Here is a 14,425-nt window from a genome sequence, read left to right as displayed (position 1 = left end):
AGTAATCATTCTCGGTAAAAGGGAGTGCCATTATGAGGCTGGGGGCTTTGAAAGTTTTTTTGCGCCTAATTTTCTGTTTTTTCGTGTTTAATTTGAATGCGTACCCCTTAGCCTGACGGCTATGGGGCCTTCCCCCACAGTTTTCAGGAATATCTGCGTGAGGTAGCCGCCGCAGGCATTTTAGAAGCTGTGGAGGATAACAGCTAATGATGCAAGCAGCAAAAAGAGGATGGGATGGCATTGATTAACTATGTACTACTTGTTTCGACTCTACTCTGTTCCCTTGTGGCTGGATTTGTTTTCAGCTTCGCAAGCATAGTCATGCCAGGCATCAAACCCCTTGACGACCGTGCCTATCTCCAGGCCTTTAAAGCAATGGATCGGGTGATTCAGAAGAACCAACCGATCTTTGTGGTGGTCTGGCTTGGCTCAGTAATTATGCTCATCCTTTCCACCCTGCTTGGGCTATACCAGTTGGAGGGTACTCAGCGGATCTTGTTGATACTGGCATGTGCGCTTTACCTTCTTGGGGTTCAACTTCCGACAATAACCATCAATATTCCTTTAAATAACCAACTGCAGGCGCAGGACCTTGAATCGATGACTGCATCTGAGCTGCTGAAGTCCAGGGACGCCTTTGATTCCCGTTGGCTCCTCTGGAACACCAACAGGACCGTCTGTGCAATACTGACAACAGTGATTTTACTTGTCCTGCTCATTAGGCTATGAGCAGGCAAGCCTGACTATAAAACTTCTTGCTGCTCTTCGATTTTATTGGCTATTGCATGGGGTGACCCCGTCCCCCGGGCAATGAGGTTATAGACCACCGGCACGATCAGTACTGTAAAAAAGGTGGCGACCAACACACCTGTCAACACGACGACACCGATGGTGATTCGTGTTTCCGCACCTGCTCCACTCGCCAGCACTAGAGGGATAGCCCCTGCAACCGTGGTCAGCCCAGTCATCACGATAGGCCGAAACCGTTTTTCCGAAGCCTCGATGATTGCCTTGCCAAAGGCCATGCCCTCATCCCGCAACTGATTGGCGAATTCGACAATCAAAATTCCGTTTTTTGCAGCCAGACCAACAAGCATGATGAGCCCGATTTGGGAGTAGATGTTCAGCGAGCCTCCCGTTATCCACAACCCAAAGAGCCCCCCTCCCATAGCTAACGGAACGGTCAGCATAATCACCAAGGGATGAAGCCAGCTTTCAAACTGGGCCGCGAGAACTAGGAAAACAACACAGAGCCCCAACAAAAACACAAAAATCATGGAGCTGCCGGAGTTGATAAAGTCACGACTTTGCCCCTTATAGTCAATAATTGCCTCAGAGGGTAAATTCTCCCGCACCACCTGCTCCAAATAGCTCAGGGCTTCACCTAGGGTGTAACCATCTCGCAGGTTTGCTTCCAGAGTGATGGAACGAATACGGTTGTAGCGCGACAAGGTTTGGGCAGCACCATATTCTTTAATCTCAACAAGATTGGCAATGGGGATGAGCTGCCTTGTTCGCTCTGATCGCACATAGATGTTACTGACCCCACTCAACGATCGTTGCTCATCCCGCTCTCCTTCAACAATGACGTCGTACTCTTCTCCGTCATCCAGAAAGGTGGTAATATTTCTGCCCCCCATCATCGTCTCCAGGGTTGTCCCTATTTCAGAGACAGTCACCCCCAGATCAGCCGCCCGTTCATAATCGACCACAAAATCAAGTTGCGGGCGTGTTTCCTCGTAATCACTATCAAGCCCCTCTATTCCGGGGTTATCCTCCTTCACCTTGCGCAGAACAATGTCGCGCCACTGGGCCAACACCGCATAGGTCGGCCCGCTGAGGACAAATTGGATCGGCTTGCCTGTGCCGCCCCCCAGTCCCTGCCGCATCAGCGGAAAAGCTCGAACGCCGGGAAGATCCGCCAGATTTTTGCGCACCTCGTCCATGATCACAAAGGCAGAGCGTCGTTCTGCCCAATCGTTGAGAATAGCAATGGCAAAGCCAGCGTTAAAATTCTCAATGGAACCAAACCCTCTTGGAGCCCTGACGAGCAGACGATCAATCTCACCTGTATGCACTGAGCGCATCAGGCGTTTTTCGATCTCATTCATGTATTCTTTCATGTACGAAAAACTCGCTCCTTCCGGGCCTTTCACAGAGATAAAGAAGGCACCACGGTCTTCTTTAGGCACGAACTCGGAAGGTATCTGCTCATACAAAAAGTAGACAGAGCCCAAGAGCACGAAAAAAATAAAAACAACACTTCGTGGTGCTTGCAAAGCCCGCCGCAAGACAAAGACATAGGAACTCCGTGCCTTGTCGACGATGGACCCGACTCCACGGATGAAGCTGTTTTGTTTTTCTTCCGTACCCTTGAGCATTTTTGAGGCAAGCATCGGGCAGAGGGTTAAAGCAACAAGGGAGGAAAAGCCAACAGCCGCTGCTATGGTTAGAGCAAATTCGGTGAAGAGTCTGCCCAGATCCCCTTCGAGAAAGGTAATTGGGATAAAGACCGCCATCAGTACCAGAGTGGTTGCGATGACAGCGAACCCAACCTGGCGTGCTCCATTGTAGGCAGCCATGAGGGGACTTTCATCATACTCCTGCATTCTGCGGACTATATTTTCCAGCATGACGATCGCATCATCAACCACCATTCCGATGGCGAGAACAAGCGCCAAAAGGGTCAGCAGGTTCACCGAGAAGCCCAGCCCATACATGACAATAAAGGTGGCGACAAGCGAGACAGGCACAGTGACCGCAGGAATAAGCATTGCGCGCACATTGCCTAAAAACAGATAGATGACAAGAACAACGCACCCCACAGCTATAAACAGTGTCGAGAACACCTCCTTAATGGAGGCCTCGATAAACACAGCTGAATTATAACTTTGGTAGAGGTGCATTCCATCGGGCAGGTTTTTATTTATTTTCTCCGTCAGAGCAATGGCTGCATTGGCCACATCAATGGTATTGGCTGTGGATTGTTTAATCACCCCAATCCCAACCATGGGGACTTCATTGCCGCGAAAAATGGTGCGATCCTCAACAACGCCCAATTCCACCCGTGCCACATCGCCAAGACGAATCAGATAACCATCATCACTCTCCCCGATCACAAGACGCTTAAAGTCTTCAGGGGTCTTAAAATTGCGGTCAACACGCGCTTTAAAGATACGTTCTTCCGACTCCAGTGTTCCGGCGGGCAGCTCAACGTTTTCAGCACGAAGTGCGCTGGCAATATCAGAGACACTGAGATTTCGGGCAGCAAGCTCCTGTCGTGACAGCCAGATACGCATGGCGTAGTTCAGACCACCGCCAACACGAACGCGGGCCACACCGTCAAGAGTGGAAAACTGATCCACCAGATACCGCTGGGCATAATCCGTCAGTTCGGGGACACTCATGGTATCCCCGGCAAGGTTTTGCCAGATGATAACATCATCATTACTGTCAACCTTTTGTACTTCGGCAGGTTCGGCCGCATCGGGGAGGTTATCGGCTATACCCGAGATACGATCTCGTACATCATTGGCGGCGGAGTCTATATCACGATCAATGGAGAACTCGATGGTGACGTTAGACTCACCATCTTCTGAGGTGGATTCCACAAATTCAATCCCCTCGATGCCAGCGATGCGCTCTTCAATAATCTGGGTAATGCGGGTTTCAACTATGTTTGCCGGTGCCCCTGGATATTTTACTTCAACGGTGACAATAGGCGGGTCGATATCAGGATATTCCCGCAGAGAAAGGCGGTTATACGAGACAAGCCCAAAGGTGATCAGCAGCAGAGAGATGACACTGGCAAAAACCGGGCGCTTAACGGAAATGTCCGATAAAAACATGGTTATTCTCCACTTCTTGCTTTCTGCTGCAACATCTCGTCGAGGGTCGAATTTCCATTATCAAGCGCTCGCACAACAACGGGGTCCCCATCCTGCAGCCGCTGGATGCCATGGGTCACGATCTGCATCCCCGGTTGCAGGCCATCAAGGACTTCGGCTTCTCCACCGCGGCGGGTACCAATGGTGACCAAAACAAAGGAGACGGTTTTCTGCCCCTTTTCTCCAGTCACGACAAACACGTATTTTTTGTCTCCTCGGGCCACTAGCGATTCCTCGGGGACCAGTAAAACCTGTCTTGCTTTTTTCTGCAGTTTTACCCGCATCAACATGCCCGGGCGTAAGAAATGATCAGCGTTATCAAGCAGGGCTCGAACAAGAATAGCTCGTGAAACGGGATCGACCCGGCTATCGATACTTTTCACTGTCCCAGTAAAAAGGTGTCCTGGAAAAGCTCGGGCAAAAGCTGTTATCTTTCCCCCTTCATGGATGGCCGGCAAAAAAATTTCCGGAACAGCAAAGTCCAGCTTCATGAGACTGTCATCATCGATAGTCGTAATAAGCGTGCCCGGTTGCGCCATCAGGCCCACACTCACATTGCGCAGGCCAAGTTTGCCGTCAAAAGGGGCCAGGATTCGGCGTTCATTTATCTGCGCTTCAATGGCGGCAATCCTGGCCTGGGCAGTGTGCAAATCAAGCTGCGCCTCATCCATGGTCAGCTGTGAAGCAGCCCCCCGTGCGATCAAAGGTCCCAGCCGTTGGACCTGTCGCCTTGCCTTTTGAGCAACAGAACGCTCTTCTGCAAGCAACGCCTGCTCCTGGGCAATGTCCATCTCGACCAGGAGATCGCCCTTGTGTACCCGCTGCCCGCTTTCAAAGGATATATGGGTGATTCGTTCCGTTACAGAGGCGGTGAGATCGACATTTTCCTTGGCCTTCAAAGTGCCCAACGCTTCAATTTCTTCAACAAAGTTGTGCATTGCAACATCAGTCACAAAAACAGGAGTCGCCACTTTTTCGGCAAAGGCCCAAAGTGGCGTGCACAGTAGAGCAATAATTATGTAACAATATATTTTCATAAAGGTTTGGTCTGTTGTGGTGTGTTTGCTGGCAATACCCCGCCAATGGCATGATAGAAAGCGATGCGATAATCAATGAGTCGCAACCGCTCGGTGATCAAATCGCGTTCAACGCCACGCAATTCCTGCAGTGCATGTAAAACCGGCAGATAATTGACCAGCCCCTGGGTATAGAGAGCTCTTGTCTCTTCCTCGGTTGCCAGTAAAATTTTGCGCCGCTCTTCCAGGCGGGTAATGTACTCACGCTGTTTATTTTCCTGATAGAGTGCATTTTCAACCTGCTCGACCGCTTTCAGGTACAACTGTGTAAAATCAGCTAACCGTTCTCTGTAGAGAGCCTTATTTTCTTCCACCACGGCCTTCCGCTGGCCCCAATCAAGAATGGGCTGAATGAAACTCCCCATAACAAGACCTGCCAGACCGGAAAAAGTCGTCGAATCGCTGTACAGATAGCTACCAGTAAGGGTCAGTTTGGGTAATCGATCTGCAATTGCAGCCCCTATTTCTGCGTCTGCAGCAACCAGCTCGGCGCGCGAAGAACGGAGATCCGGTCGGTTGAGCAGCAAATCCGCTGGTACCCCGACAACGGGCAAGGCTGAGGCAAAGGTTAGTGTTTCTTCTGAGTTAACACGATTGAGGCCATCCGGCCCTTGCCCCAGCAAAACATCCAGCCTGTTTTCAAAAACCCGCAACTCAGACTCGGCCAGGGGAATGAGACTGGAACTCTCAGCGACCTGACTTTTCTGTTGCAGCACATCCACGGTTGTGCCCACACCACTTTTCTGTCTCAGTTCCAGCAATTTTTGTAGGTAGAGATCGGTTTCCACCTGTGAGCGGAGCAACGTGAGCCTGTTGTTGGCGGCGATGGCCCCAAAGTAGGCAGAGGCTATATCGGTACTCAGGCTTAAACGCAAGGCGTTGAGATCTTCAACGCGCGCAAGAGTCTCTAATTCATCTGCCTGTGCGGCCATACTGATACGATGAAAGAGATCGACCTCCCAGTTGAATGCGGCTCCAACGTCGTAGGTCGAGGAAAGGTCGACACTCCCCTGGCGCCTGTCCGCCACATTGCCTTCAAGAGTGACCAGAGGAAAGAGATCAGCTCGGGTTTGCAACTGGAGAGCCCGGGCCTGATGAATACGGGCAAAAGCGGCGGCGATATCATAGTTCCCTGTAAACGATTTTTCGATTATCGCGCTCAAGTACGGCTTACCGAGTTCATGCCACCAAGGCTGCTTGTTCCTCTTATTCTGAGCTTCTTCTGTATTTTCAAGACTCGGAAAAGCATCCTGAATCTCTACGGACGGGGATGCTGCGACATTGACCTCATGGAAAGAACAGCCATTCAGAAATAAAACTATGCCTAGGCCAGCCAGCATGAAAAAGATATGCACCTCTCGAGTCATTTCACCTCAATCTATGTTCTTGTGATAGCGTGAGAGATTCCCCTCATGGGAATCTTGTCGAAAACGCAACTGATGACGATCAAAAAAGAAAATCATCGATCAACACCTAAAACTTGCTCAAATCTGGAAAGTGGGAGCTCAAATCTCCCTGGGGATCACCATGCGCGTCGCCTCGATTAAGCGCACCGAAGGAAGCGCAATTCTAGGATTGGGTGTTGGATCATTACGGTGATCAGGATCATTTGGCTTTATGCAGAGATCATCCAATGAGAGCATTCTCCAGGCATGGACACAGTATGCCCTGACCAATGATGCAGAAGTAACGCTCTCTGAGTATCTATCGACCTGGGAGTGCCCCTGTCAAGCGCAGACGATTTAAATACTGCTATCCAAAAGCTGACGAGTGCATCCACCCCACTGTCCAATGAGACGGCCCCGGTTTTGTTGTGGTTGGCGGCTAGGATAGCTAAAAAACGCCCACACAAATTCAGCTTGCAACACGCGTCTATTGAGATGACGACAAATTAAAAAGCGATTTCGCTGTTAAGCCGAGATTGGAAGAAAAAACAATTTTTCAGGATTCCCTTTATCTGTTGCCTGCCCCCATGACAGGGGGCTTAAAAATATATCCTCTCCATCGACAGGGATGCCGATACAGTCTCACTTATTCATCACCAGCAATTTTTTTTCGACGAATCCCCAAGCGAGTTGCCAGATTGTGCAAGTTACTGCGGTTCATGCCAAGTTCCCGGGCCGCCGCTGCCCAGTTCCCCTGATGGTTCTCCAATGCCTGCTGGATGAGTCGGATTTCAAAGGCCTTGACCTCGGCACGGAAAGAGCGACCGCTTTGCTTTTGAGGTGAATCACGCTCGAAGCTGTTTTGCGGAATTGATGTCGGCATGTTCAGGTCACCGCTGACAACATCCGGCGTCACGACAGCCTCGCCGACGAGTTGCTTGGCGGAAGCCTTGAGCACCGCCCGGGAGATCACATTATCCAGCTCACGCACATTCCCCGGCCACTTATAACGCAGGAGCAAGGCAACTGCTTCGTTACTGACACGAACTTGACGGAGCCTCAATTTAGCTCCGGCTTTTTGGGCAAAATACTCCGCAAGCAATGGGATATCCTCAAGACGCTCCCGCAACGGCGGCACGATGATGGGGTACACATTCAATCGGTGATAGAGATCTGCTCGAAATTTTCCGGTAGCGACCTCTTTTTCCAAATCTCTGTTCGTCGCGGTGATCAGTCGCACATCAACATGCTGGATCTTTTCCGAACCAACCCGTTGAATTTCCCCCTCCTGTATGGTTCTGAGCAACTTGGCCTGAATTTCAAGTGAGAGTTCTCCTATTTCATCCAGAAACAGTGTCCCCTCATTGGCCAATTCAAACTTTCCTATTCTATCGGCGATCGCTCCTGTAAAGGCGCCTTTGACATGTCCAAAGAGTTCACTTTCGGCAAGTGATGTTGGCAGCGCGGCACAATTCAAATAGAGCAGTGGCTTGTCACGGCGCCGGGATCGATTGTGGATCGACCTGGCCACCAGTTCCTTACCAACCCCCGTCTCTCCCAATATGAGGATGGTGAAATCGGAGGTCGCCACAAGCTCAATTTCCTGGCGCAAACGCTTGATCTGGCTACTGGCGCCTAGGATCTCGTAGCCCCTTTGCTGCTGAATATCCTGCATCAGATCATTTGCCAGCAATCCCTGTCGCTCCGCTTCCTGTTCAAGCGTAGAAAGCAGTTCAACTGTCTGCATTTGCGCACTGGCCAGCGAGGCGATCACCTGGATGTATTGCTTGGGCAGATGACTGAATGCGAGCGGATCGATCGCATCAAAAACAAGCACGCCAACCAACTGATCTCTGATCAGTAACGGGCACCCGAGGCAGGCATGAATGTGGTGGATGCTTTCCAGGTCTATTTCCAATAACCCATCAAACGGATCCGGCAAGGTGCTGTCACTTGAAAAAAGCGTTGGTTCGCTTGAGCCGCAGATGATGTCGAGCCGAGGATGTTCACTCAGCCGAAACCTCGTACTGATAGCCTTTGGCTTCAATCCCATGGAAGCAATGGGCGTAAGCACCCCCTTTTGATGTCTAAGCAGCGCTGCCGAATCAAAAGGGATTGCCAAGCGGAGCGCCTCCAGTAGCCTCTGATAGCGGTCTTCGGCACCAAAGACTGCGGTCAGATCCTGTGCAATGATAGAGAGGGTATCAAGTCGTTTCATGTTCACAAAAATACAACATGAGTTTCAATATGACAACATATCCATGTTGTCATTTCAGCAACACCACTTGCAACCTCCTGTAATATAACGAGATATTTTTTGGCATAGCTCATGCTTACACAAGGTACACGATGTGACGGAAGGAAGCACAATAAACTATACACCAGGAGATACTCATGAAAACAATAGATCTGACTACAACCAATATCTTCACAGAGGGTTCCATGAAACGGTATTTTCTCGTCGAGGATTCAGAGTTTTTCAAAATCATTAATTTTAATCTCGATGCCGGAGTCACCTTCCCGGTTCATTCCCACGATCTTGATGGCGAGCTGTCTATTCTTGTCCTCGAAGGGGAAGGTTACTTTCTGGGCGGCGATAGCAAAATACCGGCCAAGGCCGGGGAACTCCTTGTCTCGCAAATCCGTGAACCGCACGGGGTGGAAGCGACAACCAAGATGCGATTACTGGTAACTATCGCGCCCCCAATTTGAGGAAATTCCGCAAAAAGAGAGAGCATCAACTTGAGAGGTCACCATGTTACTGACAAAAGAAACGACTATCTACACGCTTACTCAAGAGTATCCATCGCTTATCGAGGCCTTGGCAGCGCATAACCCTGCTTTTGAAAAACTGAAAAATACCATACTTCGCCAAACCATGGGCCGCATTGCCACCATCGAGAAAGCTGCCGCCATGGGAAATGAGCGTGTTCTTGACTTGCTGCTCTTTATCGCAGGCACGATCATGGCCACTACCGGCACAACTGTTGAGATAGTCCCTCCAGATTCGCAGAATCAGGATGCACGAACCGGCGGATTATCCAGGGAAGAGCGGTTGACGGCGCTCAAGGAAATAATCCGGGAGCTGCATGAGGGGGCGGAGTTTGCCCACCTCCAGGAGAAATTTGCCCAAACCGTCGGCGACATCACGCCAGATGAAATCGCCTCGCTTGAACAGACATTGGTGCAAGAAGGATTGCCGGAAACGGAGATTAAAAAGATGTGCCATCTGCACGCTGCACTCTTCAAAGAAGCCCTAGATGGCCAAGAAACCCCAGCCATGCCGTCAGGGCACCCGGTGCATACCTTCATGGAAGAAAACCGACAGGCAAAGGAAGTCTTGGCTGAGCTCCATGCAGAATTAAAGAAGATTGGGGAGAAACCGGGGGAGACGGTCTGGTCATTCGTCGTTGGTCAGCTTCGATTTCTGGTGCAGGAGTTGGCAGGGATTCACGTTCACTATGTACGAAAAGAAAACCAGCTCTTTCCACTGCTGGAACAACACGGCCTTTCCGCCCCCGGAAAAGTGATGTGGGAGGTGCATGACGACATTCGACGCCAACTCCGCTGCACGCAGGAGCTACTTACCGACAAAAATCGCAATGCGGCAAGAAAAGCTCTGAGCGAGTTGTTGGACGCCATTGACGACATGATCGAGAAGGAAGACCGAATCCTCTTCCCTATGACCCTGAAAGTACTGTCAGAGAAAGATTGGCATCGTTGCCGACTGGGTGAGGAAGAAATCGGGTTTGCCTTTGACGTTGTCCCCGGAAACGAGTGGACAGCCGAAAGTACCGAAACTGTGGTGAGCAAGCCGACAACGGGACTGATCGACCTTGCCACGGGGCAACTGCCGTCCGAGGTGATCAACGCCATACTCTGCAATCTGCCCGTGGACATCAGCTTCGTCGATGCCGACGATAAAGTTGCCTATTACTCGGACAGCGCCCATCGCATTTTTCCAAGAAGCCCAGGGGTGATAGGCCGGGATGTCAAAAACTGCCACCCTCCCAAATCGCTGCATATGGTCGCGGAGATACTGGAGGCCTTCAAAAAAGGGGAGCGAAAAAGAGCAGAGTTCTGGTTGGAGCTTGGCGGAAAATTTATCCATATTCAATATCTGGCCCTGCACAATCAACAGGGTGAATATTTAGGCTGTCTCGAAGTTGGCCACGATGCGACCCATGTCCGTTCTCTCCAGGGACAGCGTCGTTTGCTCGAGTGGAACTGATGGGAAGGCCATCGTTCTGCAATACAAGGGTGTCTTGAATAATTAGATTTTTCAATCAAGGTCAAGGATTGCTGACAATTTTACCGCAGGCATATAGTTGATATTCCGAGGATAAAATTTTCAGCATGACGCCGAGATTGGCAGAAAAAGCAATTATTCAAGATTCCCACAAGAAGAAACCAGCGTAAGGAGAAAACCATGGCACAACAAGTTCGAATCGATCAGGAAGAATGTCTCGGCTGTGAAGCATGCGTTGAAATCTGCCCGGCAGTGTTCGCCCTCAATGAGGCGATTGGAAAAGCATTCGTCAAAAACGAATCCTCTGGTGAAGAGGAGTGCATTGACGAGGCCATCGCCTCATGTCCGGCAGGTTGCATTAGCAAAGAATGAACCCCACTTTGTCCTGGCGAGCTTCTCCTTTATAGAAAGGCGGTTCGCCAGGACGGTTCCAATTCCATCTGTCCAAGATTGCCTGCGGTGCAACGTGTGGAGGAAATTAGGGAATCTTGAATAATTGCTTTTTCTGCCAATCTCGGCGTTATGCGAAAAATTTTATCCTCGGAATATCATGTATATGCCTGCGGTAAAATTTTTCGCATGCCTTGATCTTGATTGAAAAATCAAATTATTCAAGCCCCCTATTACTTTTCATCTGCAGACAAAAGCCCCTCAAGCACCATCTGCGTGCAATGCTTTATTCCGGTTCAGTCCTTGTCTGGAACAAACTCAAACCTTGCCTGCGCACAGCAAATCGATATTGCCTGTGTTCATTTTAATTATGCCCTCGGTCCTTGACTCGTTCCTCCCTTTGGTGCAAAAATACATACTAAGATGTCGTTTTTCCGAGGGGTTCCAATTTTTCACATATGGATCCCCCCTTTCCCTTTACTGAGCTATGGAGGACGAATGCGCAATTCAGCTATTCATCTCACGTCCTCGAAGATATCGGTACTCAGAAAATTCCTTACCATTTTCACGCCAGCAGCGTTACTGGTCCTCTTCGGGTTGTTTTTGGTCTATCGTTACGAAATCGAAAGTCACATCAGCCTCATAAAACAAAAAGAAATCAATGCGGTGGAGATGGGGGAGGAACTCATCCACAACAGCATCAGTCCCGTTATTGAAGATCTGCTTTTTTTAACGAACATTACAAACAAGCTCTTGGAAAACTATGGAGAGAATACCGTCCAGCAAAATGTTCAACTCTTAGAACAGAACTATCTCTCTTTCGCCGGAAGCCACCCCCTGTACGATCAAATCCGCCTGCTTGATCAACACGGCTGGGAACGAATTCGGGTCAACTATTCTGGAAACGGGCCAATATTGGTTGCGCGGGAGGAGCTGCAAGACAAGCATCAACGTTATTATTTTGAAGATGCATTTCGACTCGATGCCACACAGATTTTTATTTCCCCCCTTGATCTCAACATAGAACATGGCCAAATCGAATCCCCCCTGAAACCCATGATCCGCTTTGGCAAAGTGATTGTGAATCCATCCGGGAACAAGCTCGGGGTCGTCCTTCTTAATTATAAGGCAAAAGCAATGCTGGAGGCCCTCAAACACTGGGGCCATCGCCAAGACGGCGGCAACCTCATGCTCCTCAATCGCGAGGGATATTGGCTTGCCGGCAAGCCCGAGCAGGAATGGGGTTTCATGTTTTCCGATCGCAGCACAGAGTCCCTCGACCAACAGGAACCAGAGCTTTGGGCGTCAACCATCAAGAGTCATGAACATGGCCAGGTTATTCATCCTAACGGAATTTACACGTATGCAACGGTTCACCCTTTGCGGGGCGACTTCGTCTCAAGCACCGGGGCAGCAACAGCAACGGGGGACAGCAAACAAATATTAACTTCCTCTGATTACTATTGGAAAATAGTCTCTCTGATGTCACGGGATGTCATTGACCGTTCCCTGGACAGCTTCCGGCAACAGATGCTGGCTGTGGCTGCCATGGCAACAGTGGTCTTGGCGCTCTTTGCCTACCTGCTTGCCAAGGCCCAAGTTCGGCGGAATCAATCCGCGCTTGCTCTCAAACAATCCCATGATGCCTTAGAGGAACAAGTTGCGAACCGAACCCGGCAATTACAGCATCAAAACGAACAATTGATCGAGGAGATCAATGCCCGCAGGGGCAGTGAGCGAGCATTACGCGAAAGCGAAGACAAATACTCAACCCTTTTGGAAACTATGCGGGAAGGGTTGGTCGTGATTGACAGCGAGGGTGTTATTACATACTGCAACGCCCGGCTTGGAAAAATGTTGGAATATAGCGCGGAAGAACTCTTTGGCCATCCTCTTGAGGAGTATCTCAAGGAAGAAGATAGGGGGATCTTTCACCAACAACTTGCTCTCCGTAAAAGAGGACTTGTACCGCCCTACGAGATCACCTGGCAAAAAAAATCCGGTGAAATGATGCTGTCCTCGGTATCCCCCGCATTGCTGCGAGACAAGCATGGTGCGGCCATTGGAAGCTTTGCCGTCATCACTGATATAACCGCTGAACGGGAAGCTGAGTTACAAAAACGGACGCTGGAAAACCAACTTCAGCAGACCCAGAAGATGGAAGCCTTAGGAACGTTGGCAGGTGGCATTGCACATGATTTTAACAACATCCTTGCGGCAATTATAGGATATGCAGAGTTAGCAGCCGACAAGGTAGAACCGGGATCCATAGTCGCCAAGTCTATAAATGTCATTCTTTCCGCCGGAGATCGAGCTGCCCAATTGGTGAAACAGATTCTCGCTTTTTCCAGGCAAAGCAATCAGGACAAACAACCCCTTGAGATCGCACCTATTGTCAAGGAAACGATAAAACTGATCCGGGCCGCAACCTCTTCCTCTATCAGTATACAGTTGGATTTGAAACAGGATGTGGGCCAAATCATGGCCGATCCCACCCAAATCCACCAAATTGTGATGAATCTTTGTACAAATGCCTGTCATGCCATGGCGCTGAAAGGAGGGCAACTCCGGCTTGCCATCGAGCGGGTGCATCTCAACGAACAGGAGGCGCTTGCCTTTCGTGTGCAATCAGGTGATTTTATTCGATTTACCATAAGCGATACGGGAAGCGGTATCTCGCCAGAAATACAGCAACGAATCTTCGAACCATTCTTCACCACCAAAGAAGTCGGTAAAGGCACCGGACTCGGACTTTCTGTAGTGCATTCCATTGTCAATGATCTTTCCGGCAATATTCACATGGAAAGCGAGGTAGATCGCGGAACCACCTTTACCATTCATTTACCGATCAGCCTGCAGCCAAGCACAAAAAAGGCGGTCATTTCGGAAAAGATTCTCTACGGGAACGGTGAACATCTGATTTGGGTGGATGATGAGGAACCTCTCGTCTCCATGGGGTGTCAGATGCTCTCCTCACTCGGATATAAGACAACCGGGTTCACCGATCCGGAGCAGTGCCTGCAAGCCGTGCTGGAATATCCCGACCGGTACCAGTTGATCATCTCGGATTACAATATGCCCAAGCTCAACGGACTGGACCTCTTGGAGGCCATTCGTTCCCAAAAAATCAACATTCCTTTCATCCTTTGTTCGGGGTTCAGCGAAGGAATTACACCTGAGAGTGCACGGGAAAAAGGCCTGCACCAACACCTTATGAAACCTGTACGTAAGTACGATATAGCGTTGAGCGTTTATCAAGCTCTTCGAGATACATTCTCAGAACAATCTGCTTAGCATTCTTTTCAAAATCGTCACCTCCAATGGTTTATTGAAATGTGTTATTTGAGAGGTGGCTCCACTCCTCTTGCTGTATCCGTTGCTGGGCACTACTGTTCTTTTTATGAGAACAGATAAACTTTGTTGCACCTATTAGAGCCC

Annotated in this window: 9 protein-coding genes; 5 read left to right on the top strand and 4 right to left on the bottom strand. The window is 49.8% G+C overall.

All coding sequences use genetic code 11. The features are described 5' to 3' along the window. The first annotated feature begins 234 nt into the window (after positions 1-234). A complete protein-coding gene (locus tag JWJ90_RS01130; RefSeq protein ID WP_205225341.1) occupies positions 235-729 on the top strand; it encodes an anthrone oxygenase family protein in 495 nt (164 codons plus the stop codon). A gap of 14 nt (positions 730-743) precedes the next feature. Here JWJ90_RS01130 and JWJ90_RS01125 read toward each other — a convergent pair whose 3' ends face one another. The 4 genes from JWJ90_RS01125 to norR all read right to left on the bottom strand — a co-directional run bounded on the left by JWJ90_RS01125 (position 744) and on the right by norR (position 8,566). After that, positions 744-3,848, bottom strand: coding sequence for an efflux RND transporter permease subunit (locus JWJ90_RS01125; protein WP_205225340.1), 3,105 nt, complete (start codon positions 3,846-3,848; stop codon positions 744-746). Between the two features lie 2 nt (positions 3,849-3,850). Beyond that, complete coding sequence (locus JWJ90_RS01120) at positions 3,851-4,924, bottom strand: efflux RND transporter periplasmic adaptor subunit (RefSeq protein WP_275889041.1); 1,074 nt, start codon at positions 4,922-4,924, stop codon at positions 3,851-3,853. Next, positions 4,921-6,330: an efflux transporter outer membrane subunit gene (locus JWJ90_RS01115; protein WP_205225338.1), complete on the bottom strand. Its 1,410-nt coding sequence runs from the start codon at positions 6,328-6,330 to the stop codon at positions 4,921-4,923. Before JWJ90_RS01115 ends, JWJ90_RS01120 begins: the two co-directional genes overlap by 4 nt. 664 nt (positions 6,331-6,994) lie before the next feature. Continuing rightward, positions 6,995-8,566, bottom strand: coding sequence for a nitric oxide reductase transcriptional regulator NorR (gene norR / locus JWJ90_RS01110; RefSeq protein ID WP_205225337.1), 1,572 nt, complete (start codon positions 8,564-8,566; stop codon positions 6,995-6,997). Between the two features lie 176 nt (positions 8,567-8,742). Between norR and JWJ90_RS01105 the strand changes: the two genes are divergently transcribed. From JWJ90_RS01105 to JWJ90_RS01090, 4 genes are all read left to right on the top strand, one after another. Then, on the top strand, positions 8,743-9,060 hold the full coding sequence (locus JWJ90_RS01105; RefSeq protein ID WP_205225336.1) for a cupin domain-containing protein: 318 nt from the start codon (positions 8,743-8,745) through the stop codon (positions 9,058-9,060). A gap of 43 nt (positions 9,061-9,103) precedes the next feature. Beyond that, positions 9,104-10,579: a DUF438 domain-containing protein gene (locus JWJ90_RS01100; RefSeq protein WP_205225335.1), complete on the top strand. Its 1,476-nt coding sequence runs from the start codon at positions 9,104-9,106 to the stop codon at positions 10,577-10,579. 162 nt (positions 10,580-10,741) lie between these two features. Next, the gene (locus JWJ90_RS01095) at positions 10,742-10,969 is read left to right on the top strand and encodes a ferredoxin (protein WP_338032270.1); all 228 of its coding nucleotides are present in this window, start codon (positions 10,742-10,744) and stop codon (positions 10,967-10,969) included. Positions 10,970-11,485: 516 nt separating this feature from the next. Continuing rightward, positions 11,486-14,281: a hybrid sensor histidine kinase/response regulator gene (locus JWJ90_RS01090; RefSeq protein WP_205225333.1), complete on the top strand. Its 2,796-nt coding sequence runs from the start codon at positions 11,486-11,488 to the stop codon at positions 14,279-14,281. Positions 14,282-14,425 lie beyond the last annotated feature (144 nt).

This window comes from Desulfobulbus rhabdoformis, assembly GCF_016919065.1.
GTDB classification, from domain to species: domain Bacteria; phylum Desulfobacterota; class Desulfobulbia; order Desulfobulbales; family Desulfobulbaceae; genus Desulfobulbus; species Desulfobulbus rhabdoformis.
The sequence above is the reverse complement of the archived record's forward strand: the minus strand, read 5'-3'. Positions and strand labels throughout refer to the sequence as shown.

Coding starts and splice junctions, on each gene's coding strand:
- JWJ90_RS01130 (WP_205225341.1), top strand. CDS start 235: ATGGCATTGATTAACTATGTACTACTTGTTTCGACTCTACTCTGTTCC.
- JWJ90_RS01125 (WP_205225340.1), bottom strand. CDS start 3,848: ATGTTTTTATCGGACATTTCCGTTAAGCGCCCGGTTTTTGCCAGTGTC.
- JWJ90_RS01120 (WP_275889041.1), bottom strand. CDS start 4,924: ATGAAAATATATTGTTACATAATTATTGCTCTACTGTGCACGCCACTT.
- JWJ90_RS01115 (WP_205225338.1), bottom strand. CDS start 6,330: ATGACTCGAGAGGTGCATATCTTTTTCATGCTGGCTGGCCTAGGCATA.
- norR (WP_205225337.1), bottom strand. CDS start 8,566: ATGAAACGACTTGATACCCTCTCTATCATTGCACAGGATCTGACCGCA.
- JWJ90_RS01105 (WP_205225336.1), top strand. CDS start 8,743: ATGAAAACAATAGATCTGACTACAACCAATATCTTCACAGAGGGTTCC.
- JWJ90_RS01100 (WP_205225335.1), top strand. CDS start 9,104: ATGTTACTGACAAAAGAAACGACTATCTACACGCTTACTCAAGAGTAT.
- JWJ90_RS01090 (WP_205225333.1), top strand. CDS start 11,486: ATGCGCAATTCAGCTATTCATCTCACGTCCTCGAAGATATCGGTACTC.